Origin of the sequence: Mesobacillus boroniphilus, assembly GCF_018424685.1 — a bacterium.
GTDB lineage: Bacteria > Bacillota > Bacilli > Bacillales > Cytobacillaceae > Mesobacillus > Mesobacillus boroniphilus_A.
The window spans coordinates 2,067,771-2,093,231 of the sequence record NZ_QTKX01000001.1; the positions used below are offsets into that span (position 1 = coordinate 2,067,771).

Sequence of the window (25,461 nt, forward strand, 5' to 3'; positions counted from 1 at the left end):
ACCTTTTTTAGTTATAAAAAGGATTTCGCCATAATCCCTTCCCTTCCTGCAAATAATCAGACTTAAATATGTATAAAAAGTGACAGTTCTATTTATAATAACTACCGTAACGTCAACAAGTCATATTATTGGGCTATAGCCAAGCGGTAAGGCAACGGACTTTGACTCCGTCATGCGTTGGTTCGAATCCAGCTAGCCCAGCTATTAGAAAAAACGGAAGCAAACGCTTCCGTTTTTTTAATTAACTTGGTTGTGGATACCTATATATGGATTTTTTAATCCAACTCCAGCGCTTGTCGGGGCTGACCAAGGCGCTTCCGCTTTTCTTATTGTCCAGCTTCAGCGCCTAGCCCCTCGAGTCGCTTCAGTCCGCCCAATGAAGTCAAAAAGCGACTTCACTGGGCGGCCCTCCAGCGCTTGTCGGGGCTGACCAAGGCGCTTCCGCTTTTCTTATTATTTCGCAATTTTTTTCAAGGCATCAGGGTTAAATCCAACAATAAGCTTCTTCCCGTCTGTCAAAATCGGTCGTCTAAGCAGCTTCGGTTCCTCAATGACAAGTTTGATTACCTCTGAAAGTGGCAGGTCTTCCATTTCCACACCCAGATTTTTATAAGTTTCTCCCCTTGTTGCAAGCAGTTCATCAAAGCCTTCAGTCGTCAGTGCTAAAATCTTCAACAATTCTTTTTTCGATGGAGTATCTTTGAACATATGACGTTCATTGAATTTCACGCTGTTAGAGACCAGCCACTTTTTTGTTTTACGGCATGAAGTACAGCTTGGATAAGAATAAAACGTCAGCTCTTCCATTAAGTTAACCTCCTGGCGAACAAAATTATCATATATACATATTGTATAACTTTTGTATAACATTTGTACACTAATTTGTCATCATTTCGCCATTCAATTGTGAACATTTTCTAAACATATAGTGTAAACAGTGTAAACCTTATTTTCTCCTGTATTATAATGAAGGCAAATTAGTGGGCTGAGGTGAACTAAGGTGGAGCAAACATTAAAAATTACAAGTGTTTTGTCTGACCCAACGCGTTATTATATTTATCAATACATCACAAAAAGGCATAAGGATGTAACTGTACAGGAAATCGCCGACAATTTTGATATCCATCCAAATGTAGCAAGGCTGCATTTATCGAAACTCGAAGATGTGAACATGCTGATTTCAGAAACAAAAAAGACTGGCAAAGGCGGCCGTCCAAGCAGACTGTATCGTCTGTCAGATGAAGTGATCCAGCTGCACTTCCCATACCGCGATTATCAGCTATTGTCCAAAATCGCGATGACAACGATGATGTCGCTTGGAGAAGCAGGAAAAAAAGCATTGTACATGACTGGAAAACGTTTCGGTGAAGAACTGATGGAACAGGAAGTATCCCGACATCCACAAATGTCAGCTGAAATGACGTTTGAACAAAAACTTAACTCAATAAAAAACGCTGCGACTCTTGCAGGGTTTTATCCTGAATTCGAACCGAACACAGAAAAAACTAAGATCTACTTCCAGATATTCAACTGTCCTTTCAAGGAAGTGGCAATGGAGCATACAGAAACAGTGTGCAATATGCACTATGAATTTTTGCGCGGAATGTTCGAATCCCTGTTTGGTGATATCGAGCTGATTGAAAAAGCGAACATGTTCACAGGCTGTGACTCTTGTTCATATCAAGCTGTTATTGCACAATAATCAATCCTTGTTTACTTTTCACTCCACTTTACTTTATAATATGATAGTGATGGACTGTAGGGTAAAGGAGGGATATCTTTGGATCGTATGTACAGAGTTTTAGGATTCTGGACGGGAATCTTTGCTGTGATGTTTTTCTTGGGTCACATGTATACAACGTCCTTGATTTTCTTTGGTCAAACTGGATTTTTCTTGCTTTTAAGTTACTTGAAACTGTCTGAGCGTATGTACATTTACGTCTTCGGCGCATACTTAACGATTTTCTTTGCAGGATTTACTTACTGGTCAACATTTATGATGCCATTAGGTGGAACTGGACATTGATCAATTGTTACGCTCAAATAAAAAAAGCGATGGTTATCCATCGCTTTTTTTATTTGAGCGTATATTAAAATAATTTTTCAGCCGTGTATTCCAGACCCTTCGCCTGGACGACGACATCAAAGGACTGGCTGATCCCCCCTGGCAAGATCAGGCTCCGTATAGCGCGATTCCGCTTACTTGCTTCAGAAAACGGATTTGGGTCATGGTGTTCCGCAAGCTCTTCTAATATACCTGCAGCCATCAGGAACTCATCCTGCCTCATTTTTTGGACAAAGTCCAGGCTGTATTTTTCACCAATTGATTTAAGTGCATCAAAATGCACATGACTGGTAATATCCATCTCCCCTGGATGCTGCAAAACATCATGATGCATCTGGTGTTGGTAATATCCTCTTAAACTTCCGCGCCTGCGTGATGGGTGCATCCATTCTTCTTTCGTATATCCATAATCTACAGTCACCATGATGCCCTTCATGAAGTGATCAGCTATAGATTTAATGAACGGTTCAAAAGCAAGCGGAATCTCAATTCTTTGCCCTTCAGCCAGTTCAAGTTCTTGGTCGTTTAAAAAAGCGATGATTCGATCATTCATTACTGGAAGCATGCTCTCTTTTAATTGCCCATTTTCATGGACAATAAAAACTTCTTTCACAATACCCTCGCTTTTTTCGACGACATGGACAGGAAAGGCATCAAATAATTCATTTGAAAAAATCAGCCCTTGTTTCATGCCTGTGTATGCAAATGTATCAGCATAAAGGATGTCCACTTCTTCTAGACCGTTCAATTCCGCTTCCTGAAGCGTTCGATGATAAGGACTCGCTTCAACGATACAATAAGTAAGTGTTTCATCCTTCCATTCATTCCACCCTTGAATAAATGCCCTGGCAAAGCGACCATTTCCAGCTCCTATTTCACAAACAGATGGCGGCAAGCCGAGATTTTTGAAATTTTTCGCAAACCATTTTCCTATCAATTTGCCAAATACATCAGACACATTGCTGGATGTATAAAAGTCCCCCTCTTTGCCTATTTTTTGGCGTTCCTTTATGTAATAACCTTCCTCCGGATGATAGAGTGCAAGTTCTATATACTCAGCATATGTAATCATTTTTTCCGGGGAGGCGTCAATAAATTGTGTAATAAGTTCTTTCATAATTACTCCTTGAAAAAAGTTTTCACTATTGACATAGTGTTTTCGTTATTATATTGTTTTAGTAGTAGCTTAACTATATCCCCTCCCATGATATGAATAGAACATCCCCCAGGAAAGCCCTTCTCTTTGAGAAGGGCTTTCCTAGTTTCCTTTATCCATTCTGCTACCTTCTAAAATCCGTTTAAAAAAGGATTCGAATCCATTTCTAAACCAATCGAGGTTGCTGGTCCGTGTCCAGGAAGCACCTCTATTTGTTCTGGCAATGTCAGGAGCTTATCATGGATGCTTCTGATTAGTTGATTATGGTTGCCACCCGGTAAATCCGTCCTCCCAATGCTTCCATTAAAAAGTGCGTCTCCTGCCAGGACAAACTGTGCTTCTGGGAAATAAATCGATATACTCCCTGGAGAATGCCCAGGTGTTTCAAACACTTCGAACTTAAAACTGCCAATTGACATTACACCTTCATCTTTGATCAAGTAATCAGCAGAGCGCGCTTTGATTGGCTCATTAAGCATGAAATGCCTTGAACCATTCAAGGCTGGGTCTGATAGCCAATCCTTTTCGTTTTCATGGATATATACTTTGATTCCGTACTTATCCCTAATTCTATCCACTGCCCCGATATGGTCGAAATGGGCGTGTGTGAGCACAATTGCTTCTGGCTTCAATTGAAGCTGTTCAATCACTGTTGCCAGCTTCTTTGGATTATCACCCGGATCTACAATCAGGCAGGATTGGTTTTCATCATAAACTATATAGCAATTTGTTTGTAAAGGACCAAGGGGAATCTGTTTCCATTTCATCAAATTAGCCTCCAGCTTCTAGTGGTATTATTAATATATTTATTTTACACTATTGTCAGGCAAGTTTTAAGGATTGCGATAGAAAAGCTCAGTGCCCTGATGAGCAAACCTAAAGGATGAGTTTTCAAACCACAATTAATTAGTTTTGTACAATTCAGCACAAAGGAGGCTGCCAAGTGCAAATTTTCATTGGAATTGAGGCCAGCCCTATACTTTCAGAGCTGCCCGAGTTTGAACAGTTTCTTCTCTCAGCCGCCCCTCCGCTTCTTGTTCATGAAAATATTTATATTTATGGGGAGCAGCAAATTGCAGATGTAGCTTTAGGATTGCTGTTGGAAGCGGATCTTCATGAAGAAACACATCAATTGATAAAAACAGAAGGATTTGCGGGAGAAGATTTTTACGACTATGGATTTCAAGCTGGTGTCGATACTTTTCTATTCGCTAATGATTTGTCAGCCTTCAGATTTACAGGTGGCAGCGAAGTTCAGACTGAAATGGCTCTTATTCAGCTAAAAGAACATCTTGTTTTTATGTCTGCTGCAGGTATTTATTTTTCTATAGACCATTATACTGACCTAGTATTGGGTATAGTAAAGGCATATGAGGTGAAAGTTGAGTTTTTAGACCTCGACAAATGTTGTAAAAAAATATAAAATAAAAAACGAGTGTATGCTTGTCATTACATAACAGGCTGCCGCCTAATTTTTTTATCCAACAGGCTGATTGTCTGCCTAATATTATAAGGGGGCTTTTTCATGGGTTTTGCTATTATTTGCGCTTTAATTACACTGCTTGCCGGGTATGCAACATTTTCGGCACTTAAAAACAAAAACGTTCTTGGAATCGTATTTGGTGGAGGAACATTCTTGGTTATTGGCTGGTTCACAATCATGACGCTCCTTAACTCTGGATTCCCAACAGCGCATTAATTTGAAGCACAAAAAAGACCACCCTTTGCAGGTGGTCTTTTTTCGTTTCTATTTTTGAAGCAATTCGTTTACCCTGTTTACCTTTTCCTGCATCTTTCTTTTCACATCACGCCTGTCGTCAATCCGGATATTTGTAGCTACTCGCTGGATGCCTGCATTGAACGGTGCTTCGTGAATCGCCTGGATCACCTCAAACAAAACGCGAAGTTCTCCTTCAATCAAAGTATTCATCGGCGTAAGTTGATATTGGATTTTGCCCTGTTCTTCATACTGCTTAAGAATTCTTTGGATATCTGCTACATAAGAACTGACACTTGGTGTCTGAGTTCCGATTGGGATTACTGTTACATCAACAATTGCCATCAAAATCTCTCCTTGCAAAATAATTAATGAACGAGATCTATTATCTCGTTTGTCTCGATGTTCAAGATTTTTTCAAACTGGAAACCGTACAAGCACATTCCCCCGGAAGGTGAACAGGAAAGTGGTTCGTTTGCCATTTCGGTGAAAAGAACTTCCTCTTTACTTGTATCTAAATGATAACGCATTAAATTGAAGGTACCATCGTAAATGTCCGCTTCCCCCTGCTCTGTTGCCTGTAAATAGATAAATCCCTTTCCATTTTCCATTAAATCATAAAAAGGAACGACCCATCCAGAAAAAGAAGTTAACAAAGGAGCCGTGATAGTAGCGATCGATTTGTCACCATCCCGGAAAAATGTATACAGTCCCAATTCTTGATTTTCTTCCTCATTCACTTTTACAGTCATTAAATACGACCCAATGGAATCAAACTGATATACTTCTTCAAGTAAGATTTCAGCCTTATTTCCCTTCAAGGAAACCGACCGTAGTGGAGCCTTAAGTGAAATACCGTCTTCATCCCACTCCTGATATACAAGCATACTCTCAGAAATCCATCTTACAAAAGGCTCTGGCAGATTGAGTTCCTCTAGGTTATTTTCCCTTAAATCCAATAAATAACTACTGAAATCCCATTCATCTGTAAATGCAGAAATCACTAGCAAATTTTCATCGAATGGATTCCATTCAAATGTTAGTTCATAGGATTGAATGCTTGTAGAATACAATTCCTTACCGGACAAATCGATAATAGTCAGGATCCCCTCCTCTGACGCAGCACTATGAATCAGCACCTTTGTCTTCTCTGGACTCGGTACCGCGGTAATGATTGGGTTCGCACTTCTATATAGCAATGTTTCCTTCCCTGTTCCAAGATTGTATGAATATAAAAAAGAAGAATTTTCCCCTTTGTTTGAAACATAGAGGATTTCTGAATCACTGAGCCAGCCTGATGACTTATAAAACTCCTCTTGCTCTCCAATCTCGATTGGAATAATTTCAGCTCCTAAAAACGAAGGCCCAGGGGCTTCCTTTATTCTATTTAAGCTGTGATCAGCTCCTTCATGCAATGAACCATCAAGCTCCTGGGAGCAGCCGGAAAGGCCGAATGCAGAAGTGACGATGATCAGCAACAACCAGATAACATAAGGTATACGATATGTACTATCATTAATATGTCTCACCACTGCCCCCCCTATTTTAAACAATGTATATATCTGTACGTTAGAAACGCCTAAATGTTTCAATGAATTATGAAAAATCTATAAATATATATTTTCAATACAGAATTTTAATGGCATACGCCAATTCATGCGGAAATCCCCCTATGTAATATCCCATGGTTCCAGACAAATTACCACCTTTATTTAAAAGGAATACTCTCCATAATAAAAACCTGCACCATTAAGGCACAGGTTTCACTAAATTTTACTCATTTGATTTCGGGTAACCCTTTTCTTTACTGGCATTTTTCTCATCATAAAATCTCAGCAAGTCACCGTAAATGATTTTATCGGAAAACTCGAGCTCGTTCTTTGCTTGTTCAAAGAAAGGCTCACAAGCTGCATTATCAGTCGGCTCACCAGTTGCCTTATCATAGCAAGTTTCTCTTGTAAATACATAATCCTCAGTGATGAAGCTGCCATCACGCAGAACTGCAAAGTCAAGTCGATCCTTTGAAAATAGGTCTGACCCAAAGTCAATGTTATTCTTACTATCAATCCCTAACAGGTGAAGAATAGTCGGCTTGAGGTCAATCTGGCCTCCAACAGTTGGAATCGTCTTTCCTTCCTGGCCTGGGATATGAATAATCAATGGCACCTGCTGCAGCTGAGTGCTTTCAAATGGCGTGATTTCCTTGCCAAGATATTCACCCATCGCCTTATTATGGTTCTCTGAGATTCCATAATGGTCACCGTATAAAATGATGATTGAGTCTTCATAGAGACCTTCGTCTTTTAATTTTTGTATAAAAAGCTTCAAAGCCTCATCCTGATAACGGACAGTCGGGAAATAGTTGTTAACTGTCTTATCATTTGACGTATATGGCTCGATAAGGCGGTCTTCCTCTTTTAGTTCGAATGGGAAGTGATTCGTCAATGTAATGAACTTTGAATAGAATGGCTTCGGCATAGCCTTCAAGTGATCGATAGACTGTTGGAAAAACTCAATATCTTTCATGCCCCAGCCTACTGAATTTTCTTCTTCCACTTCATAATCCGGCAATGAATAGAAGCGCTCGTAGCCCAGTGATTGATACATGATATCACGGTTCCAGAAACTCTTATTATTCGCATGCAGAGAAGCAGTGTAATAGCCGTTTTCATTCAAAATTTCAGGAGTTGCGGTATATTCATTACCCGAGTGCGTAAAGAAAACTGCACCGCGGCTTAATGGATACAGTGAGTTATCAACAAGGAATTCGGAATCCGAAGTTTTCCCCTGGCCGGTCTGGTGATAGAAATTATTAAAGTAATAACTTTCTTTAATGAAATCGTTCAGGAAAGGCGTAATTTCCTGTCCATTCACAGTTTGGTTTATAACAAAATTCTGTGTGGATTCCATCGAAACCATAATGACATTCTTGCCTTTCGCAATACCAAACATCTCATCGTCCGGCGGCAGATAGTTTGCACGCACATAGTTGTCGATGTCAGCCAGTTCACTTCCATCAGCCATTGCTCTTTGTGCCGATGACTTTGACTGTAAGAAAGCATCATAAAGATGGTAATTATATGTTCCAATATTTTTGACCAGCATTTCTCGATCGAACGTTCTTGTCAACAGCTGCGGACGCTCAGTTTCAGCCATTCCCAGGTTAAAGAAAGCAATCGCAATTGCTACAAGGAAAAATGCTCTGCGGTCCATCTTAGAATATTCCCGATACCCCATAAGATTAGGTTTGATTTTCAACAAAAATGGCAAAACGAGGAAATCAGCAAAATACAACAAATCACTGATATTGATCAATTCAGTAACGCTGCTTCCCAAATCGCTCATATTGCTCGTTTGGAAAAGCACAGGTATTGTAAGGAAGTCATTGAAAAAGCGGTAGAACACTACATTTGCGAACAAAATTGCTGAAACTATGAAACTAGTAATCAAAATGTAGCGTTTCTGAGCCTTCTCCTTCATGAACATGCTGACACCAAAAATGAGCATCAGGAAGCTTAATGGATTTATGAACAGGATGATTTCCTGTCTCCAGTTTTCAATCTTTATATCGAAGCTAGTTTTATAGGCAATATAAGTCTTTAGCCAAAGCAGGATCGTCGCGATAGCAACAATAGAAGCTTTGGTCCATTTATTATTTTTCATTTGTTTGTTACCTCCCTGTTAAAAATAACAGATATGGGAATTTTTAGGTTATTTTTTCCACTTGCTCAAGAATCAAAGATAATCTTAATACTTTTTTTTCTAAAAAGCAAACAAAATCAAAGCAAAAAAAGCATAGACCAATTACTGTGATTTTCCACTATTTTAGACGAATCAAACCTAAAAAGGTTTCAGGAATGTCCAAATTCCGAAAATTGAAACTTTTATCACAAAAAAACAGGGAGTTTTCTCACAGAAAACTCCCTGTTGCTGATTATGCCTGACCAATTTTGTTCTTGACCAGCCACGCAGCGCCAATCACACCCGCATCATTTCCTAATGTAGCAATGCTGATTTCAGTTGATTGCGCTACTCGAGGAAAAGAATTACGTAGAAATTGTTCTTTTATTGGATTGAGCAGGACATTTCCTGCTTTTGAAACTCCGCCTCCAAGTACTATTTTTTCCGGATTAAGAGTATTAGCGATATTGGCAAGAGCAATTCCCAAATGCAATGCAACTGAATCAATGATTTTTAGTGCTAATTGATCATTTCTTTTTGCCGAATCGAAAACATCTTTTGCCGTAACATGGCCAGTTTCCTTATATACTTCTGCTAGTTCTCCAGCAGAGGTTCCTGCGTTCAATGCTTCAGTAGCAATCCTGACAATTCCAGTTGCTGATGCAATTGTTTCCAGGCAGCCAGTTTTGCCACAGTTACACGGAGCTCCTCCTTCAGCCAGAGAGGTAATATGTCCTATTTCACCGGCCGCACCGCTTACACCGTGAACAATGTCTCCGTTCGTGATCACACCGCCACCGACACCTGTCCCTAGCGTGACACATACAAGATCTTTCGCACCATTTCCTGCGCCTTTCCACATTTCACCAAGAGCTGCACAGTTAGCATCATTGTCGATTACCGCCGGAAGCGAAGTTTCGACTTCAAGCAAGTCTTTTAATGGATAAGGCTCTCGCCATCCAAGGTTCACTGCTTCAAAAATCACACCAGTCGAAAGGTCAACTGGACCAGGAGCTCCCATGCCGATTCCGATAATTTCACTTTTTGAATGCCCTAACTCCTCAAGCTTCGCGTCAATCGCCTTTGCAATATTGACCGTTATATTTTTCCCTTCGTCTGAAACATCTGTTGGGATTTCCCATTTGTGCAGGATTTCTCCATATAGACTTATGAAGGCAAGTTTGGTTGTTGTTCCTCCTAAATCTACACCTGCTAGCCATTTTTCAGCCATAATGCGTCACCTTTTCTCATTTACATTTTTTTCTTTTTCCATCCGGATTTCATGCCTCAAAAGCAAAATCGCAGACTGGTAATCTTTTGTCTCGATCAATTGGGAATTATAGAGTTCCTTTAGTTCAGCCCTCATGAGTTCCAAATCCGCTACTCTGTCACCTATGTAAATAAATGTCCCGAATTTTTTCAGGAACTGCTGGATATCATAAATCGTCTTCAACGTAATCCCCTCAATGTTTGTGAAAATAAGAGCATGTTTCCATTACTTAAGTATAAAGGATACTCAATGCCTGCTCAAGTATGCAGGACAAGATTTCATGAAAAAGACGAAAGCGTTTTATTTTTTTGAGAAAAACAAAACCTTACCAATAAAAAAAGCAGCAATCGCTGCTTTTTTTATTCTTACCGATCGGGATCCTGCGGTTTCAAGATCCGTGGGCGTCTGTTTTTTAATGGAATAGGAGACCGGACGATTACGTCTCGGAATGCCCTTGGGTTGAACGGAATGAATGGCCATAGGTACGGCACACCGAATGATTTCATTCTTGCAAGCAAGATGATGAACAGCACTATTCCAATCAGGAATCCATAAAGCTGGAATGCTGCAGTCAATATTAATAGGAATATCCTTACAAGCCGGTTTGCCAGGCTCATTTCATAGCTTGGCGTTGCGAACGTTCCAATTGCCGCAATCGCAAGGTAAAGTATGACTTCATTTGTCAACAGGCCAACTTCGACCGCCACTTGTCCAATCATCAGGGCAGCGACAAGTCCAAGTGCCGTTGCCAGAGAGGTAGGTGTATGGATGGCAGCCATCCTGAGTACATCGATACCAATTTCAATCAGGAAAAACTGTAAAAATAAAGGAATTTGTCCCGGATCATTCGGTCCAATAAAAGCCATCCTTTCTGGCAGCAATTCTGGTTTGACCGCGAACAAATACCATAATGGAAGCAGAAACAAAGATGCCCATACAGCCATGAACCGCACCATTCTCAGATATGCACCCACTAGCGGCTTATTGCGATACTCCTCGGCATGCTGCAAATGATGCCAGAAGGTTGTCGGAGTAATAAGGACACTTGGCGATCCATCAACGATGATGCAGACATGCCCTTCATACAAATGTGTCGCCGCAGTATCTGGCCTCTCTGTGTACCTTACTGTGGGAAATGGATTCCAATGCTGGCCTGAGATAAATTCCTCAATCGTTTTCTCACCCATTGGCAATCCGTCAGTATCAATTTTGCTGATTGAGTCCTTTACTTTCTTGACCATTTCCGGATCAGCAATATCTTCTATGTAACTGACAACGATATCCGTTTGCGACCTCCTGCCGACCTGCATATATTCCATTCTCAAAGTCCGGTCTCGGATTCTCCTTCTTGTAAGTGCAGTGTTGAAGACCAATGTCTCCACGAACCCATCTCTCGAACCTCTTACTACCCTTTCGGTATCTGGTTCCTGAGGACCGCGGACAGGATAAGTTCTTGCATCAATCAGGATAATTTCCGCCACTCCATCTACCGCTAGCGCTGTAGGGCCGGCCAACACCATATCCGCTACCTTATCAAGATCGTCGGTCGTTTCTACCTCGACATAAGGAATGTATGTTTTGACCAGCTTCTTAAGTGTTTCAACGTCTAAGGCTCCCGGCTCTAGCTTCGCCAGTAATTGCATGATATAGAGCAGGATGTCATCCTTTACAAATCCATCAACTAGAAACAAAGCCATTTCTCTGCCTGCGTACTCGACATCCAGCTGGATGACGTCAAAACTTTTGCCAATTCCGAGTTCTTCTCTTAAAAACTCAATATTTTCTTTCAGATTCTCATGTACGGGATGCTTTGTTTTTTCTTCTGTCATATTCTATCCAAACACCTTTCATTAAGGCTCTTTTGTAAGCTTTTTGTTATGCCCATCGATCTAATCGCAGTTTTGGACAAGGACCAAATCGAAAAGTGAAATAACTTAGTAATACAGGAACAACCATTCAATAAAATGATACTGACCAATATTTTCCTGCCCACTTCTTTCACCATCTTAGACAAAAAAGTGTAAAAACATACTTAATTGCATGTGTTCCGGACAAGTATCATATAGTGGTTATACCGACCTAACAGACAATCTGAAAAGGGTGAGTTTAATGAAAAAGTATTTATTTTTGGGTATTAGTGCTTTGGCAATAACAGTTTCCGCATTGATGATCCAACTGCAAATCGTCAACAATTCAGAGGAGACAATCACTTTTTTCCCATTGAATGATGCAGTACAGTATAAAAGCGCGAGCACATCTTTAACACTGCAAAAAGATAAAAACAATGATAAGCATGAAATTGATTGGAAGGTGCAGTCCAGTTTGGACCAGGAGGCATACCTAAGACAGGATATGGGGCTATTGTTCGCCAACGGCCTTTTAAAAGGAAAATTCGCCAAATGGGATCAGGATATAGCAGATTTATACCAGGAAGAATCCATTTTATCCCAGGAAAGCGCGAGGTATGACGCAATTACTTTTCATTATTCTGAACTGCATGGTGACGGGGACAGAATCACAAGTGCCCAAAGGATGTCCGATGACATTTTTTATGTAATTGATTCACCTTTTAGTCCACTTCAGTCCTTCGCGGTCGCTAAAAGCAAGCAGGAGAAGGATTGGAAGAAAGTCCTTGATCAGAGTGTAAGGAACACCCTTAATAAAAGCTTGAACAAGGCTGAAAAAACGTATGATTTTAAAGCTGCGAATTATATAACTGTTCCGCTCGATACAATCAGACAATACGAAGACCAGCCTTTAAAAGGATTTACACAAAAGGAGACTGCCAATATCATCGGAAAGCTTTGGGAAGGATTATATAAGAATTATTACTTGGGCATAAAAAAAAGCGATGGCACTGTCGCTGACCCGATTGACAGTACCATGCCTATTATTCTCGTTTCAAAGGATAAGAGCCATCTGCTGGTTGTGACACAAACTAGCTCTGGTGAGAGCATCGTACTCAAGCAGCTTCTTCGAGGTAGTGATTAATCTGCTCAAGTGTTTTTCGGTAGCTTTCCTGCCCAGGATTTAACTCTACCGCTTTTTCAGCATAAGTTTGTGCTTTCTTGAGGTCCTTTTCATCGAAATAAATCAATGCAAGGTTGTAATATGCTTCATGGAAATCAGGAGACAATTCAATAACCTTAAGAAGATTACTTTTGGCAGCCTCGAGCCGTCCCAGCTTGATTTCAGTAAAAGAAAGCATGAATAATGATTCGGCCGAAAGTGTCTCCATCTGGCGATAATCCATAAGCAACTCATTTGCCTGCTCATACTCTTCTGCTTTTATATGCTGTTGTGCAAGCACCAATATCGATCTTTCATCAACTAAGTTTGCTTTGCCGCTAAAACCATACTGCAAGGATAAAAAAACTGCTGCAAACGAAACGACCAGGAATGCTACTTGAAGCATTGGGCGTTTCTTCTTTGGAAGGTGAAAAATACCTGCTGACGCAAATCCGCCGACAAGGCCTCCTATATGCCCTGCATTATCGATTCCAGGAATGGTAAAGCCAAATGCAAGATTAATGCCAAGCACTACAAGAATATTCAGTCCCAATGTCCTCCAAAACAGTCTTGGTTTGGCGACAGCAAAATAAAGTAAAGCTCCAAAGCAGCCAAAAATCGCGCCGCTCGCTCCTGCCGAAAGATTCGGACTGAAAATGAAGCTGGCCAGTACCCCGCTGAATCCAGAAAAAATATATATGAGCAAAAACCGCATATTCCCATAAAGCCGTTCAACCATCGTTCCTAAATAGTATAAAGCCAGGGTATTCATGAACAAGTGAAGCAGCCCAATGTGGATGATAATAGGTGTGAAAAAACGCCACCATTCACCCTCGAGTATAAGCGGGTTGAACTTTGCACCGAATTTAATCAACGTTGATGTTTCCGTGCTTCCTCCAGCTGCTTCAAGCACCAGAAACATTAACACTTGTACAGCAATGAATAGGTAGGTAAAAAAAGGCTTACCATAGTTGAATACAGATTGTTCTTCCTTAGCTCGATCAACCGCTCTTGAAAGGGCATTTTTCTTAATGTACTCTACATCATCCAGAGCAAATTCCTCTGCCAAATCAATCTCTATTTGACCATCAAATCTATTTTCTATTTTCCTTAGTGCTTCTGACGCATTGGCCCGGTTCACTAAAATAGACTCAACAGTTACCTTGCCATTTTCAGAAAGGGTCGGTTCGGCAATCCTAAACTCATAATCGTCTACAGGGGGGTATGCACTAAAGTAGAGATTAAGAATCTTCAAGTCTCCTTTAGCAAGTTTCCTGCGGATTCTGTCTCCATTCTCCGCAGTTATCCCGATATCCCGGAGCAGCCAGTTGCTCCAATCAAGATTATAATGCAGCAGGCGAACAACCTGCGAATGCTTGTTTTCAGTCTTTTCCAGCCATAGCTCTCCATGATCCTGCGATAGCTGCAGGATACGATACTCCTTTTTCACAATCAGGAATTCCGTGACCTTCCAAAACAAATACTCTTCCAAAAAAGCCAACTTCTCCCCTACTTTCCTGCTCCGGTCCCAGCCGTTAATATGTATTTGTTTTTCCTCTATAATATGATTATAAACTAAAGATCCATTAGCAAGATATCAAGAGACCTTCAAAACAGAAAAAGACCCGACAAGGTCTTTTTACTGAAACTCTGAAGGTCCTGAGAATATTGAATCCATCATTTTGCTTCTAATACCTGGCAGACCCATGATTGAACCTACAGCCACCCGACGTAAAAACCTGTTGCCTAGAAGCATATTCATGACCCTGTACCTGTTCTCAAAAACAAAATACCCTGCCAAACCAAGCATAAAAATCGAAATCATCTTCCTTACCATATAAATCCCTCCTTTTTTATTCTGGTAATAAACCCAACTTTTTATCCAATAATCTTTAAAAATCCACTATAAAAGATGTATATATATAATAGAAGAAAGCGGTTACACAAGAAAAGTGTAAGCGCCTTGGTCAGCCCCGACACGCGCTGCCCGCCAAAAACCGCCACGTCCTCCCAAAAGCTACCGCTTTCGGTCGTGCGATGAATCGCTTCGAAGCCTTCCTTGTCCTGTGGCTGGCGGGTCTAGCACATCGTGTGCCCCGGAGGGCCGACCAGTGAAGTCGCTCTTTGACTTCATTGGGCGGACCGAAACCGAAATGTGTAGCCGACTGCCCAGAAACGCAGAAACTGGAGACTCCGACAAAGAAGCGCTTTTTGCTTCTGCCGACGGAGTTGAAGTTTCGGAGTTTCTAGGAGGCGAAACTAGACAAATCGAAATGCGGAGGCGACTGCTCAACTCCGATAAGCGCTGGAGGGCCTGCCAGTGAAGTCGGTCTTTGACTTCATTGGCAGGATTGAAATCGAAAAGTATAGCCGACTGCCCAGAAACGCAGAAACTGGAGACTCCGACAAAGAAGCGCTTTTTGCTTCTGCCGGCGGAGTTGAAGTTTCGAAGTTTCTAGGAGGCGACACTAGACAAGCGTCTCGAGGAGTTAGGAGCCGCAGCTAGACAAGCGACTCGAGGGGCTAGGCGCTGAAGCTAGACATTAATCTAAAGGTACAAAGTTTATAATTTCTTATAAAGCAAGAAAATGGGCTGCGTTGATCAACAGCCCATTTTTCTTATCCCTTCAAGACAGGGTCCATTACTTTTCTCAATACTTCTACAGAATGGTCAAATTTTTGTTGTTCTTCTTCATTTAGGGCAAGTTCGACGATCTCCCTGATTCCGTTGCGGTTAACGATAGCTGGAACACCGATATAGATATCTTCGTGACCATATTCTCCGCTAAGGTGGGCTGAAACGGTGAGGATTGAATTTTCATTTTGGAGAATCGCTTTTGTCAATCGGACAAGGCCCATTGCGATTCCATAATAGGTGGCTCCTTTTCGCTGGATGATATGGTAGGCCGCATCACGTACATTCGTGAAAATCTCCTCCAGGTCATCGTGCTTATAATGTTCCTGATCTTTCATCATTTTAGCGATCGGCTTTCCGCCTATATCGGCATGGCTCCATACAGGCAATTCTGTATCTCCATGCTCACCTATTATATAGGCATGGACGTTCCGAGTATCTACTTTGAAATAGTCTCCAAGCAAGAATCGGAATCTTGCTGTATCCAGTATTGTCCCTGAACCAATGACCCGTTCCTTTGGCAGGCCGGAGAATTTCCATACAGCATAAGTGAGGATATCCACAGGGTTTGTTGCGACTAGGAAAATTCCATCAAAACCGTTGGCCATTATTTCTTCTACAATACTTTTAAAAATTTTCGTATTTTTCTCCACAAGGTCAAGTCTTGTTTCTCCAGGTTTTTGATTGGCTCCCGCACAGAGGACCACCAAGTCTGCATCTTTGCAATCTGCATAAGAACCAAACCAGATTTTTGTCTGGGAAGGAGCGAACGGCATTCCGTGATTCAAATCCATTGCGTCCCCTTCTGACTTTTCCTTATTAAGATCAACAAGCACTAACTCTTCAGTTACTCCCTGATTGACCATCGCAAACGCATAACTTGAACCAACGAAGCCTGTTCCAACCAAGACAACACGGTTTACATGATTTTTCATATAGCATACCCCCTTGAATATTTTTTTCTTTATTAAACTGTACTTTTTCTATCGAACTTAATGTATCGCTTTTAATTTGAGGAAACGTTATCATTATAAACATTTTGTTACAATTCAATTCTTATGACGTCCTGCTTGCTGCTGTTAATGTAAAAAGATTGCAATTCTACTGTTTATAGGCAGAAAGGGAGAAAAGCTTAGCTCCTGGGAATGGTTTTAAAGTATGTGATATAAAGCCATTCCCATAATAGCCGCTGAAAAACATGAGATAAAGTTTACTACGTCGTTGTTGATCCGGGTAAATCCTGAAACCTGTTTTGTTGGCATGGAGCAATGGGTTAATTTTTCAGTAAACAGATTGCAGCGAACGCATTTAAATCCTGCCTGAATATAAGCTCCCAACAACGTATCAAGCAATGCCCCTGCCACACCGAAAAGAAACACTGACAGTATCCAGGCAGGTCCTTCACCGAATAGATAACCACTGGTTAAAGCAATCAACACGGAACCTGCTGCTGAAGCTGCGGTTCCAAAACCAGAAACCGCACCCGAAGTTCCTCGTGGCACCATTTTAAAGGACTTTATAGATACTGGCTGCTGCCTGCTTAAGACGCCAAGTTCTGATGCCCATGTATCTGCATTGGCACTTGCAATGGAGATCGCCAGAACGATGAGCCAAATAGGATCAGGAGAAATGAAATTTGCCAGACCCGCGAGTGCTGCAGTGCCCCCATTTGCTGCTACCTGGGCCCAATCTCTTGCCGAGCCTTTTTCATGTAACTCTCCCAGGTGTTCCTTCCTCTTGCTTTTATACCTGGACAGGAGGCTGGAGGTGAGAAAGAAAACCCCCATTAATAAAAGTCCATTTAAACCAAAGCCTGCCCAAATGAACATTCCGGTCAAAAAAGCAGCAAAAGCTCCAGATGGTTTTAAAAGTTGTAAATATCCTGAAACAGCAGCGAATAAGGCAATAAATCCAATTACCAAGAGCTGGTCAATCTCCAATGACAATAACTCCTTCGCTGGTGATTATTTTCCCAACCGGGATATCATGACTTTCAAAGGGGATTTCAGAAACAATCTGGTCTTTAAATGCCAAGGAAACCGTTTTTCCTTGATAGTTTGCCAGAAAACGGTCATAGTAACCTCCCCCAAATCCAAGCCTGTAGCCGTTCTTTGAAAAAGCGAGTCCCGGGACGACCACCAAGTCTATCTCATCTGGTCTCACCGAATTCGTTTCGGAAACAATAGGCTCGAATAAACCAAAATAGACTGATTCAAGTTCGGAAAATCGCTTTAGTTCCCGGAAGTCCAGTTCCCTTGACTTCGGCATGCATTTAGGGACCACCATCCTTTTTCCCGTCTCCCAGCCCTTCCTGATGATTTGGAAAGTATCGACCTCTGGAGCTAGGGAAACAGTGATCGCGACTGTTGAAGCTTCAATCCACTCGTCATTTTGAAATAGCTGCTGCGCGACCACGAAAGACTGGTCTTCGTATTGAGGCAGGCTAAGCTCTGATAACTTTGCTTTAATGGACTTCCTAAGGTTTTTTTTGGCATCCATGCGACTTTCCCCCAAACGTTTGAATATATTATATGTATTGCTCTATTCGTTTCAGGCCTTAACTATATATTTCAAGAATATCATTACTTCCAACAAGTGAGAAATTAATTACTATGGTTTTTAGGCAAACAAAAAAGCAGCCGGGAAAAATCCCGCTGCTTATTTTGTTTCACGATGTGTAGTTGCGCGCTTATCTCTAGAGCAGTATTTCTTAAGCTCAAGACGATCTGGGTTGTTACGCTTATTTTTTTTAGAAATATAGTTGCGCTCTCCGCATTCTGTGCAAGCTAATGTAATATTTACACGCATGTAATTTCCCTCCAAACTATTCGAGCTAGGTTCGTGCATACGACTTTTCTATAATATCACTTTTTGTCGGGAATTGCTAGTGTGTTTTTTAAAAGCATCGCATTCAAATGAACAACTGCATTTTTTTCATTACCTTCAATCATCCAGCAGCTGCTTTTTTGTGTTTCACGGGGACCCATTTTCAAATCGAGTGAGAAAAGGCTGGCTGCCGACCCCTTTGCCATTGGCTGGTAATTAAGCTTCCCTGATTCCCGGCAATTCCACAGTCGTTCAGTGCTCACATTCCATATCGGCTGAACTGTACACTGCTTCATCCTGCCATTGCTGTTCAAACCGTTTACAAGATAAATCCTTTTATCAGCAAAGTGAAAAATGACATCTTCATTCGGTGATACAAAACTGAATTGTTCATTGGCACTATCAGCGTGGCGCTGCATCAGGATTAACTTCGCTTCTTTGCCAACTTTGGAATGATTCGTCACATAAAGATCGAAAAATTCTACCCTTGAATGAATATTGGCCTGTTTAATTTTTATCGATAAATCTTCCAGCGGCAAAAGTTTCTCAGTCACATTCCCTAGCCAATAGACTTTCCCATTGACCCATATACCAGGACTAAAAATCAATGGTTTTCTGCTCGACTCAAAACTCTCTTCATTGTCGATTTGGAGATAAGCATTCGTCTTCATTAATACCCTCCTTTTGGCAATAGTTTGATATCGCTTTTATATATAGTGTATCTGTTGTCTTGGCATTTTGTGCCCAACTGAATTTCTCGTTGACTGATAACATACCATTTTGGCCGATTTCCTCAGCCAAGGCTTCATTTTCGAGAATCCAGTTAATGATGTGGACAAGGCTCTTTTCACTTCCTGGCTGCATATAGAACCCGGTATTAAAGTCCTCGACCAATGTTTGCATTCCTCCGGTTTTCGCGACGACTGTCGGTACACCTGCAGAAAGTGCCTCAGCAGCGGCAAGTCCAAATGGTTCATAGCTGCTGGCAAAAACAGCAATATCGGCTCTCCTCATTAAACTAGTTCGAATTTCTTCATTCACGAATCCTATAAAATTGATGAACCCATCCAGTCCAAGCTCTGTAACCTTTTCCCTATATCCTTCTAATAACGGCCCATTTCCTGCAATCACAAAGCATAGATCATCAGCTTTATGCCTTAAAAGGTCTGCAGCTGCAATCAAAGTTCGAAACCCTTTTTCCTTAACGATTCTTCCTATTGAAAAAACCAATTTCCTGCCAGTTATGAACGGATATATCTCTTCGATATTGAATTCAAGTTTCTCCATTTTTTCTGGCATAGCCCCATTTGGAATCACTGTAATTTTGTTCTTTGGGACTTTAAATAATCGGATGATCTCTTCCTCCATAAAATCACTGCATACGATGAGTTCATCTGCAGAATGGCAAAGTTCATTCTCTTTCTTGAAAATAAATTGCTGAAGCTCAGAAAAAATGCCTTTATTGCGGCCGAATTCCGTCCCATGAATCGTCGCAATCAATGGGACATCCAATGATTTGCTGATAAACTCCGCTGCGGGTCCTGTCATCCAGTCATGGGTGTGGACAGCATCAAACGCAATATGTTTTGCAATAATCAATGCTTCTTCAATGACCGCGAGATTCAACCCGGCCATCCAGGAGAGGAAATCGGGGTCCTGATCATTAATCGGATTTACCCGGTGGATATGGAAAGCACCTTGTTTTTCATATTCTTGACTATCGAAGGGTTTACTCGTTAAAACATGTATTTGCTGATTACTGCTTGCAAGTTCAGTTGTCAGAGCATGTACATGTCTCGCAAGCCCGCCTATTATATGGGGTGGGTATTCCCATGAGAGCATCAGGATTATTTTCTCTTTTTGATTCTGGCTGCCTTTCACTTGAAGATGCTCCTTTCAAGATTCTCATAATAAGTGTAGGTGCTTACTTTTCCGGTCCATCCGGGTGAAATTGGTTTGTCCGATTTTGACTGGCTATCGTGATCCTGAATAATTGAATTTGATTTTAATAATGGAAAAAATGTCTCTGTACTTCGTTTAATTCCCAGTTCAACATAATAATTACTGTTTGGTTTAATCCCCTTGAACAGCCAGCTGGAGACTCCTTGACGAAGAACGACTTCATGGATGACTTTTCTGGAATCATGCTCATATAAACGCAGGGTCTTGATGAACTGTACTTCCGGTATATAAAAATATTCGCAAATGAACCGTACTTTTTCATCCTGAAGCTGCCAGTAAACAAATAGCTTTCCAGGTGTAAGAATTCTCGCAACTAAATGATCCTGAAGCTTGCTAATATAATGACCCCTCTCCGCCACGATGCACCCCCAAATTAATCATTATATTAATGAAATAGAAAATATATTCGTTAAATTTATGTTAGCATGTTCACCTGTCAGCCACAATGAACGCAAATTGTCGTAATTTGCAGCTTGCTGGGTACTCTATGCAGAAACGCTTATTTATTTTTCAATAGTCTTTTAGGATTACAAAAATGGAGGTGATTCGACAGCCTTTACATTGAATGGAAATCATAATAAGACAAAACTATCATTTTTTTTTAGGAAAAAAATATAAATCGAATTTTCCTACCCTGAATGGTAAACTAATTCTATGTGTTCTAATAACAGCTCGGGAGGAATTACAGATGGGCTACATAATCACCAGCCTTTTTGTCCTGGCCGCGCTTCTTTTCGCAATTTCTTTCTTTATGAAAGATCCATACAAAGAATTGCGCGAAGAAATCGACCAGCTGACAATCCAACAAATCCAGGATTTATACCAGATCAAGAAAAAGCTTAAGGTGCTGGAGGAAGAATTGCTCGTTAATGATACAAACCTGGAAAAGCATTCTTCATTCAATACTGGCAAAAAGCAAATTCACGATATCATAAAAAATCAAGTATGGTCGCTTGCCCAGCAAGGGATGGATATAAACCAAATTGCAAAGCAATCATCACTTACAAACCAGGAAGTTCAAGAAATCATTAATGAATTTGTTGATAAAGGACAGATTGTATGAATAAACGTACAGCACAAGCATTCGCATTAGGATTATTGTTTTCCGCCTTTCTCTTATGGGCTGGCAGCAGTGTGATCGCTGAAAAAGAACCCAAAAAAGAAGCATCTCAAGAAGTTGCTGTTTCAGATGCGAAGAAAGTTCTTGAGGAAAAAGGTTTCAAGGTTCTAAACAGTAGCGAGTTTGCCGAACTCAATGCCAAGGCAGAAGCCGTGAAGGAAGAAAAGCCAAAAGAAGAAGCACCGGCTGAAAAGGCTAAAGAAGAAGATGTAAAAGAAGAAGAAGTGAAAGAAGAGAAAAAGTTTACACTAGTAATCGCGGGCGGCATGTCACCAGGTGACGTAGCCATCATGCTGAAGAGCCAGGGAATCATTGATGATGAAAAGAAATTTGAAAAATTCCTCGTTGACAAGGGCTACCACACAAAGGTGCAAATCGGCCAATACGAACTCACCAGCGGCCTCGATTATCACCAACTCGCTAAAATCATCACGAAAAATAGATAATTACCTCTTTCTGTGGCCCTCTCTTGGAGGGTCTTTTTTTTGCATAGCTTTTATGTATAAAAAAGGAGAGGGGATACTCCCCTCTCCTTCAAATATGATTATTGATTAAGGTCGTACCGCTTACCTTTTACCAGATAAAAAACATTTTCGGCTATATTCGTCACATGGTCAGCTGCCCGTTCAAGATAACGGCTGATGAATGACAACTGAGTGATTTGGGCCAATTGCTCTGGTTTCGTTTGTGCAAGACTTAATAGTTCCTTGATGGTCTGTCCGTATAGATCATCGACCTGGTCGTCCATCTGGGCAACCTGTCTTGCTTTGCCCAGGTCTTCTTCATTATAGGCTTCCAAAGACAGTTTAAGCATTTCAACTGATAATTGATGCATTTGCTTGATGTGCTCAATCGGTTTAACAAGCGGTTCTTTTCCAATCCTGATTGTAGACTTGGCAATGTTGACGGCGAAGTCCGCCATTCTTTCGATATCAGTCGCAATTTTGATCGCAACAATCAACCGTCTCAAATCTACAGCAACTGGCTGCTGTTTTGCGATCAAAAGAATAGCAAAATCATTGATCTCTTCTTCCATAATATTTGCTTCCGCATCATCTTCAAGTATTTTCAAAGCAAGTTCAATATCCTTGTTTTCAAGGGCTTCAAGCGATTGGTTAAGTGCGTTGACCGCAAAATTTCCGAGTTCCAGCAATTTTTCGTGCAATGTTTTCAGGTCTTCATCAAACTTCCCTCTAACTACCATACAACATCATCCTTCCAATGAAATAATTAAATCAACCGAAACGTCCAGTAATATAATCTTCTGTTCTCTTGTCCGATGGATTTGAGAAAATCTTATCAGTTTCCGCAAACTCAATGACTTCTCCATTCAGGAAGAATGCAGTCTTGTCAGAAATACGGGCAGCCTGCTGCATGTTGTGGGTAACAATGATGATACTGTAATCTTTTTTTAATTCCTGGACCAGTTCCTCTACTTTCAATGTTGAAATCGGATCAAGCGCTGATGTAGGTTCGTCCATCAGGATGACATCGGGTTCAATTGCAAGGGCACGGGCGATACAGATACGCTGCTGCTGCCCACCAGACAAGCCGTATGCATTCTGGTTTAATCTATCTTTTACATCATCCCAGATTGCAGCACCTCTTAAGCTTTTTTCAACAATCTCATCAAGTATCTTCTTATCGCGGATCCCATGGATTTTAGGGCCGTAAGCGATATTGTCATAAATGGATTTAGGGAATGGATTTGGTTTTTGGAACACCATGCCAACACTCGTTCTTAAATCCTCAACCTGATAGGATTTATCAAGGATATTTCTGCCTCTGTATAAAATTTCTCCAGAAATCTTAACAGTCGGGACCAATTCAACCATTCGGTTCAATGTTTTAATATACGTCGATTTACCGCAGCCGGAAGGCCCAATGATTGCTGTTACTTCATTCTCATTAATCGCCAGATTGATATTTTTTAAAGCGTGACCTTCTCCATACCACAGGTTAAGATCCTTTGTTTCATATACAACCTTTTGAGAATCCTCTTTGATTGTGTTTGTATTTACAGTCATTTTCGACTTATCTGTTACTACTGACATAAGTTAAAACCTCCCAGACTAATATCTCTTTTGGAATTTATTACGGATTAAAATGGCAATTGAGTTCATCACAAACAAAACGAACAACAGAATGACAATTGTTGCAGCTGCCAGGTTGGCATACTCAGCAACAAGTGCAGAGTCAATTGTCCAGTAATAAATTTGTACTGGCAAAATCGTGAACTTATCAAAGATTCCGTCTGGAATAGGGATTAACAGTGCAGGAATGCCTATAACGACAAGTGGTGCAGTTTCCCCAATCGCACGTGATAGGGCAAGAATGACACCTGTAAGAATTCCAGGCAATGCAGCTGGCAATACAACATTCTTGATTGTCTGCCATTTAGTCGCACCCATGCCATATGATGCTTCCCGGAGGAATTGAGGTACAGCCCGAATCGCTTCCTGGCTTGCCACCACAACGACTGGCAGTACGAGCAATGCCATCGTCAATCCGCCGGCCAGTACAACCGAACCTAAATCAAGGGTCCTTGCAAACACAGTCAAACCAAGGATACCGAAAACAACGGAAGGAACCCCTGCCAAATTAGAGATGTTGGTTTTAATGAAAGAAGAAATACGGCCCTTTGTTGCGTATTCTTCAAGATAAATCGCTGTTCCGATTCCAAGGATCATCGTTACGGGAGCCACTACAACCATCAGCCAAAGTGTTCCGGTGATCGCGCCCCAGATACCTGCTCTTTCAGGGTCAGTCGATAATCTATTCATCAGGAAATCCACGTTGATCCATGGTAATCCGTCTTTTAAAACTCGGTAGATTAAGACAATCAAAACAACGAGGCCGAAAAGAGTGGCAAGCAAGAATAGTCCTTTTGCAAGGCTGTTCGCCAATAACCTGGAACCCATTTTTTTCTGTACTTGAGTCGAATCTACATATTTCATTAATATTCCTCCCTAAACTTGCGAGAGATATACTGAGCTACAAGGTTCATGATCAGTGTGAAAACAAACAATGTCATGGCAACAGCATAAAGGCTGTAATATAAGGTTGTGCCGGCAGCCGCCTCGCCGCCAGTTACTTCAACAATATATGCTGTCATTGTTTGCATCGATTGTGTAACGTCGAAGGTGAAGTTCTTTGAACTGCCGCTGGCAATTGCAACAATCATCGTTTCGCCAATCGCTCTTGAAATTCCAAGAACAAATGAGGCAATGATTCCTGAAATTGCTGCCGGGATGACAACCTTCCATGTTACTTCTAGCTTTGTTGCGCCTAGAGCCAATGCACCTTCCCTCATGGAGTTCGGCACAGAACTCATAGCATCTTCCGATAAAGAAGCAACCATCGGAATGATCATGATTCCCATTACGATACCTGGGCTCAATATATTTGTCGGTTCAAGGCCTGGAATAAATGACCTTAAAAGTGGTGTTACAAATGTAAAAGCAAAGAAACCATAAACAATTGTCGGAATTCCTGCCAAAATTTCAAGGATTGGCTTTAGTAACCTGCGAGTTTTCTCAGAAGCATACTCACTCAGGAAAATCGCTGTCATCAGGCCAACCGGAATGGCTACAAGCATCGCAATTATAGTAGAAATGATGGTACCTGTAAGCAATGGTAATACTCCAAATACAGCATTTTCACCGAGAGGCTTTAATTTAGTGCCTGTGAAGAAATCTAAAAAAGGAACATCCCTAAAAAAGGCGATCGTTTCGGTCAATAATGTAAGTACAATTCCAATTGTCGTAAAAACTGAGATTGCTGCAATCCCAAATAATATCTTTGGTATTAATTTTTCAGTAGTATTGGTGATGCTTTTGGTCCTTTTCTTTTCCTGTATGATTTCACGAACATTCAACTTTTGGTCGTGATCTCGGACAACGCTTTTTGCCACGCGAATAACCCCTTTCATCCTTCTCATCCAAGGAAGAACTTTTCCTTATAGTACCCAAGGGAAAATAAAATAACAGATTCACACGCAAGAAGATGAGAAGGTTAGAC

Annotated in this window: 31 protein-coding genes and 1 tRNA gene; 10 read left to right on the plus strand and 22 right to left on the minus strand. The window is 41.0% G+C overall.

Annotated features, from left to right (window positions below; genetic code table 11):
* Positions 1-129: 129 nt before the first annotated feature.
* Positions 130-201: transfer RNA gene (locus DYI25_RS10625), tRNA-Gln, on the plus strand.
* A 252-nt stretch (positions 202-453) separates the two neighbouring features.
* Here DYI25_RS10625 and DYI25_RS10630 read toward each other — a convergent pair.
* Positions 454-807, minus strand: a complete 354-nt coding sequence (locus DYI25_RS10630) for a Spx/MgsR family RNA polymerase-binding regulatory protein (protein WP_213368566.1) — start codon at positions 805-807, stop codon at positions 454-456.
* Between the two features lie 193 nt (positions 808-1,000).
* Here DYI25_RS10630 and DYI25_RS10635 point away from each other — a divergent pair, with 193 nt between their 5' ends.
* Positions 1,001-1,702 (plus strand): helix-turn-helix transcriptional regulator, encoded by a 702-nt coding sequence (locus DYI25_RS10635; RefSeq protein WP_213368567.1) that lies wholly within the window; start codon positions 1,001-1,003, stop codon positions 1,700-1,702.
* A gap of 78 nt (positions 1,703-1,780) precedes the next feature.
* Positions 1,781-2,026, plus strand: a complete 246-nt coding sequence (locus tag DYI25_RS10640) for a DUF2626 domain-containing protein (RefSeq protein ID WP_213368568.1) — start codon at positions 1,781-1,783, stop codon at positions 2,024-2,026.
* Between the two features lie 64 nt (positions 2,027-2,090).
* Here DYI25_RS10640 and DYI25_RS10645 read toward each other — a convergent pair whose 3' ends face one another.
* Complete coding sequence (locus tag DYI25_RS10645; protein ID WP_213368569.1) at positions 2,091-3,182, minus strand: class I SAM-dependent methyltransferase; 1,092 nt, start codon at positions 3,180-3,182, stop codon at positions 2,091-2,093.
* Positions 3,183-3,352: 170 nt separating this feature from the next.
* Entirely contained in the window at positions 3,353-3,988 is a 636-nt protein-coding gene (locus DYI25_RS10650; RefSeq protein WP_213368570.1) for an MBL fold metallo-hydrolase, read from the minus strand.
* A 176-nt stretch (positions 3,989-4,164) separates the two neighbouring features.
* Between DYI25_RS10650 and DYI25_RS10655 the strand changes: the two genes are divergently transcribed.
* Both DYI25_RS10655 and DYI25_RS10660 read left to right on the plus strand, forming a co-directional pair.
* Positions 4,165-4,644, plus strand: a complete 480-nt coding sequence (locus DYI25_RS10655; protein ID WP_213368572.1) for a hypothetical protein — start codon at positions 4,165-4,167, stop codon at positions 4,642-4,644.
* A gap of 102 nt (positions 4,645-4,746) precedes the next feature.
* On the plus strand, positions 4,747-4,920 hold the full coding sequence (locus tag DYI25_RS10660; protein ID WP_213368574.1) for a DUF2759 domain-containing protein: 174 nt from the start codon (positions 4,747-4,749) through the stop codon (positions 4,918-4,920).
* Positions 4,921-4,968: 48 nt separating this feature from the next.
* On the opposite strand, the gene DYI25_RS10665 is transcribed toward DYI25_RS10660, so the two are convergent.
* The 6 genes from DYI25_RS10665 to DYI25_RS10690 all read right to left on the minus strand — a co-directional run bounded on the left by DYI25_RS10665 (position 4,969) and on the right by DYI25_RS10690 (position 11,718).
* The gene (locus DYI25_RS10665) at positions 4,969-5,283 is read right to left on the minus strand and encodes an MTH1187 family thiamine-binding protein (RefSeq protein WP_213368576.1); all 315 of its coding nucleotides are present in this window, start codon (positions 5,281-5,283) and stop codon (positions 4,969-4,971) included.
* A 23-nt stretch (positions 5,284-5,306) separates the two neighbouring features.
* Positions 5,307-6,467, minus strand: coding sequence for a hypothetical protein (locus DYI25_RS10670; RefSeq protein ID WP_213368578.1), 1,161 nt, complete (start codon positions 6,465-6,467; stop codon positions 5,307-5,309).
* 244 nt (positions 6,468-6,711) lie between these two features.
* Positions 6,712-8,601: an LTA synthase family protein gene (locus DYI25_RS10675; protein WP_213368580.1), complete on the minus strand. Its 1,890-nt coding sequence runs from the start codon at positions 8,599-8,601 to the stop codon at positions 6,712-6,714.
* A gap of 271 nt (positions 8,602-8,872) precedes the next feature.
* Positions 8,873-9,850 (minus strand): ROK family glucokinase, encoded by a 978-nt coding sequence (locus DYI25_RS10680; protein WP_213368582.1) that lies wholly within the window; start codon positions 9,848-9,850, stop codon positions 8,873-8,875.
* A gap of 6 nt (positions 9,851-9,856) precedes the next feature.
* Positions 9,857-10,072, minus strand: coding sequence for a YqgQ family protein (locus tag DYI25_RS10685; protein ID WP_213368584.1), 216 nt, complete (start codon positions 10,070-10,072; stop codon positions 9,857-9,859).
* Between the two features lie 182 nt (positions 10,073-10,254).
* Complete coding sequence (locus tag DYI25_RS10690; RefSeq protein WP_213368586.1) at positions 10,255-11,718, minus strand: spore germination protein; 1,464 nt, start codon at positions 11,716-11,718, stop codon at positions 10,255-10,257.
* Positions 11,719-11,998: 280 nt separating this feature from the next.
* On the opposite strand from DYI25_RS10690, the gene DYI25_RS10695 reads away from it, so the two are divergent.
* A complete protein-coding gene (locus DYI25_RS10695; protein WP_213368588.1) occupies positions 11,999-12,880 on the plus strand; it encodes a hypothetical protein in 882 nt (293 codons plus the stop codon).
* Here the strand turns inward: DYI25_RS10695 and DYI25_RS10700 are convergent.
* Both DYI25_RS10700 and DYI25_RS10705 read right to left on the minus strand, forming a co-directional pair.
* Positions 12,852-14,399, minus strand: coding sequence for a rhomboid family protein (locus tag DYI25_RS10700; RefSeq protein ID WP_213368590.1), 1,548 nt, complete (start codon positions 14,397-14,399; stop codon positions 12,852-12,854). The genes DYI25_RS10695 and DYI25_RS10700 overlap by 29 nt on opposite strands.
* Before the next feature lie 138 nt (positions 14,400-14,537).
* Positions 14,538-14,735: a hypothetical protein gene (locus tag DYI25_RS10705; RefSeq protein ID WP_213368592.1), complete on the minus strand. Its 198-nt coding sequence runs from the start codon at positions 14,733-14,735 to the stop codon at positions 14,538-14,540.
* Between the two features lie 274 nt (positions 14,736-15,009).
* On the opposite strand from DYI25_RS10705, the gene DYI25_RS10710 reads away from it, so the two are divergent.
* Both DYI25_RS10710 and DYI25_RS10715 read left to right on the plus strand, forming a co-directional pair.
* Positions 15,010-15,222, plus strand: a complete 213-nt coding sequence (locus DYI25_RS10710) for a hypothetical protein (protein WP_213368593.1) — start codon at positions 15,010-15,012, stop codon at positions 15,220-15,222.
* A complete protein-coding gene (locus tag DYI25_RS10715) occupies positions 15,219-15,404 on the plus strand; it encodes a hypothetical protein (RefSeq protein ID WP_213368594.1) in 186 nt (61 codons plus the stop codon). Before DYI25_RS10710 ends, DYI25_RS10715 begins: the two co-directional genes overlap by 4 nt.
* 113 nt (positions 15,405-15,517) lie before the next feature.
* Here DYI25_RS10715 and DYI25_RS10720 read toward each other — a convergent pair whose 3' ends face one another.
* The 7 genes from DYI25_RS10720 to DYI25_RS10750 form a co-directional block, all read right to left on the minus strand.
* Complete coding sequence (locus DYI25_RS10720) at positions 15,518-16,468, minus strand: L-lactate dehydrogenase (RefSeq protein ID WP_213368595.1); 951 nt, start codon at positions 16,466-16,468, stop codon at positions 15,518-15,520.
* A 216-nt stretch (positions 16,469-16,684) separates the two neighbouring features.
* On the minus strand, positions 16,685-17,473 hold the full coding sequence (locus DYI25_RS10725) for a DUF92 domain-containing protein (protein ID WP_213368596.1): 789 nt from the start codon (positions 17,471-17,473) through the stop codon (positions 16,685-16,687).
* Entirely contained in the window at positions 17,463-18,032 is a 570-nt protein-coding gene (locus tag DYI25_RS10730) for a 5-formyltetrahydrofolate cyclo-ligase (RefSeq protein ID WP_213368597.1), read from the minus strand. Before DYI25_RS10730 ends, DYI25_RS10725 begins: the two co-directional genes overlap by 11 nt.
* Before the next feature lie 159 nt (positions 18,033-18,191).
* On the minus strand, positions 18,192-18,341 hold the full coding sequence (rpmG, locus tag DYI25_RS10735) for a 50S ribosomal protein L33 (protein WP_192470885.1): 150 nt from the start codon (positions 18,339-18,341) through the stop codon (positions 18,192-18,194).
* Positions 18,342-18,397: 56 nt separating this feature from the next.
* Positions 18,398-19,030, minus strand: a complete 633-nt coding sequence (locus DYI25_RS10740) for a hypothetical protein (RefSeq protein WP_213368599.1) — start codon at positions 19,028-19,030, stop codon at positions 18,398-18,400.
* Positions 18,996-20,240 carry a glycosyltransferase family 4 protein gene (locus tag DYI25_RS10745; RefSeq protein ID WP_213368601.1) on the minus strand — a complete coding sequence of 415 codons (1,245 nt, stop codon included), beginning with the start codon at positions 20,238-20,240 and terminating at the stop codon, positions 18,996-18,998. The genes DYI25_RS10740 and DYI25_RS10745 overlap by 35 nt, the downstream gene beginning before the upstream one ends.
* Positions 20,237-20,680 (minus strand): DUF4912 domain-containing protein, encoded by a 444-nt coding sequence (locus DYI25_RS10750; protein WP_213368603.1) that lies wholly within the window; start codon positions 20,678-20,680, stop codon positions 20,237-20,239. Before DYI25_RS10750 ends, DYI25_RS10745 begins: the two co-directional genes overlap by 4 nt.
* A gap of 329 nt (positions 20,681-21,009) precedes the next feature.
* Here DYI25_RS10750 and DYI25_RS10755 point away from each other — a divergent pair, with 329 nt between their 5' ends.
* Positions 21,010-21,384, plus strand: coding sequence for a hypothetical protein (locus DYI25_RS10755; protein ID WP_213368605.1), 375 nt, complete (start codon positions 21,010-21,012; stop codon positions 21,382-21,384).
* Positions 21,381-21,887 carry a hypothetical protein gene (locus tag DYI25_RS10760; protein WP_213368607.1) on the plus strand — a complete coding sequence of 169 codons (507 nt, stop codon included), beginning with the start codon at positions 21,381-21,383 and terminating at the stop codon, positions 21,885-21,887. Before DYI25_RS10755 ends, DYI25_RS10760 begins: the two co-directional genes overlap by 4 nt.
* 98 nt (positions 21,888-21,985) lie before the next feature.
* On the opposite strand, the gene phoU is transcribed toward DYI25_RS10760, so the two are convergent.
* From phoU to pstC, 4 genes are read right to left on the minus strand one after another with little or no spacing between them, the layout of a single operon-like run.
* On the minus strand, positions 21,986-22,645 hold the full coding sequence (gene phoU / locus DYI25_RS10765; protein ID WP_213368609.1) for a phosphate signaling complex protein PhoU: 660 nt from the start codon (positions 22,643-22,645) through the stop codon (positions 21,986-21,988).
* 31 nt (positions 22,646-22,676) lie between these two features.
* Positions 22,677-23,495 (minus strand): phosphate ABC transporter ATP-binding protein PstB, encoded by an 819-nt coding sequence (gene pstB, locus DYI25_RS10770; RefSeq protein ID WP_213368611.1) that lies wholly within the window; start codon positions 23,493-23,495, stop codon positions 22,677-22,679.
* A gap of 18 nt (positions 23,496-23,513) precedes the next feature.
* Positions 23,514-24,398, minus strand: coding sequence for a phosphate ABC transporter permease PstA (gene pstA / locus DYI25_RS10775; RefSeq protein WP_213368613.1), 885 nt, complete (start codon positions 24,396-24,398; stop codon positions 23,514-23,516).
* The gene (pstC, locus tag DYI25_RS10780; RefSeq protein WP_213368615.1) at positions 24,398-25,372 is read right to left on the minus strand and encodes a phosphate ABC transporter permease subunit PstC; all 975 of its coding nucleotides are present in this window, start codon (positions 25,370-25,372) and stop codon (positions 24,398-24,400) included. The genes pstA and pstC overlap by 1 nt, the downstream gene beginning before the upstream one ends.
* Between the last annotated feature and the right edge of the window lie 89 nt (positions 25,373-25,461).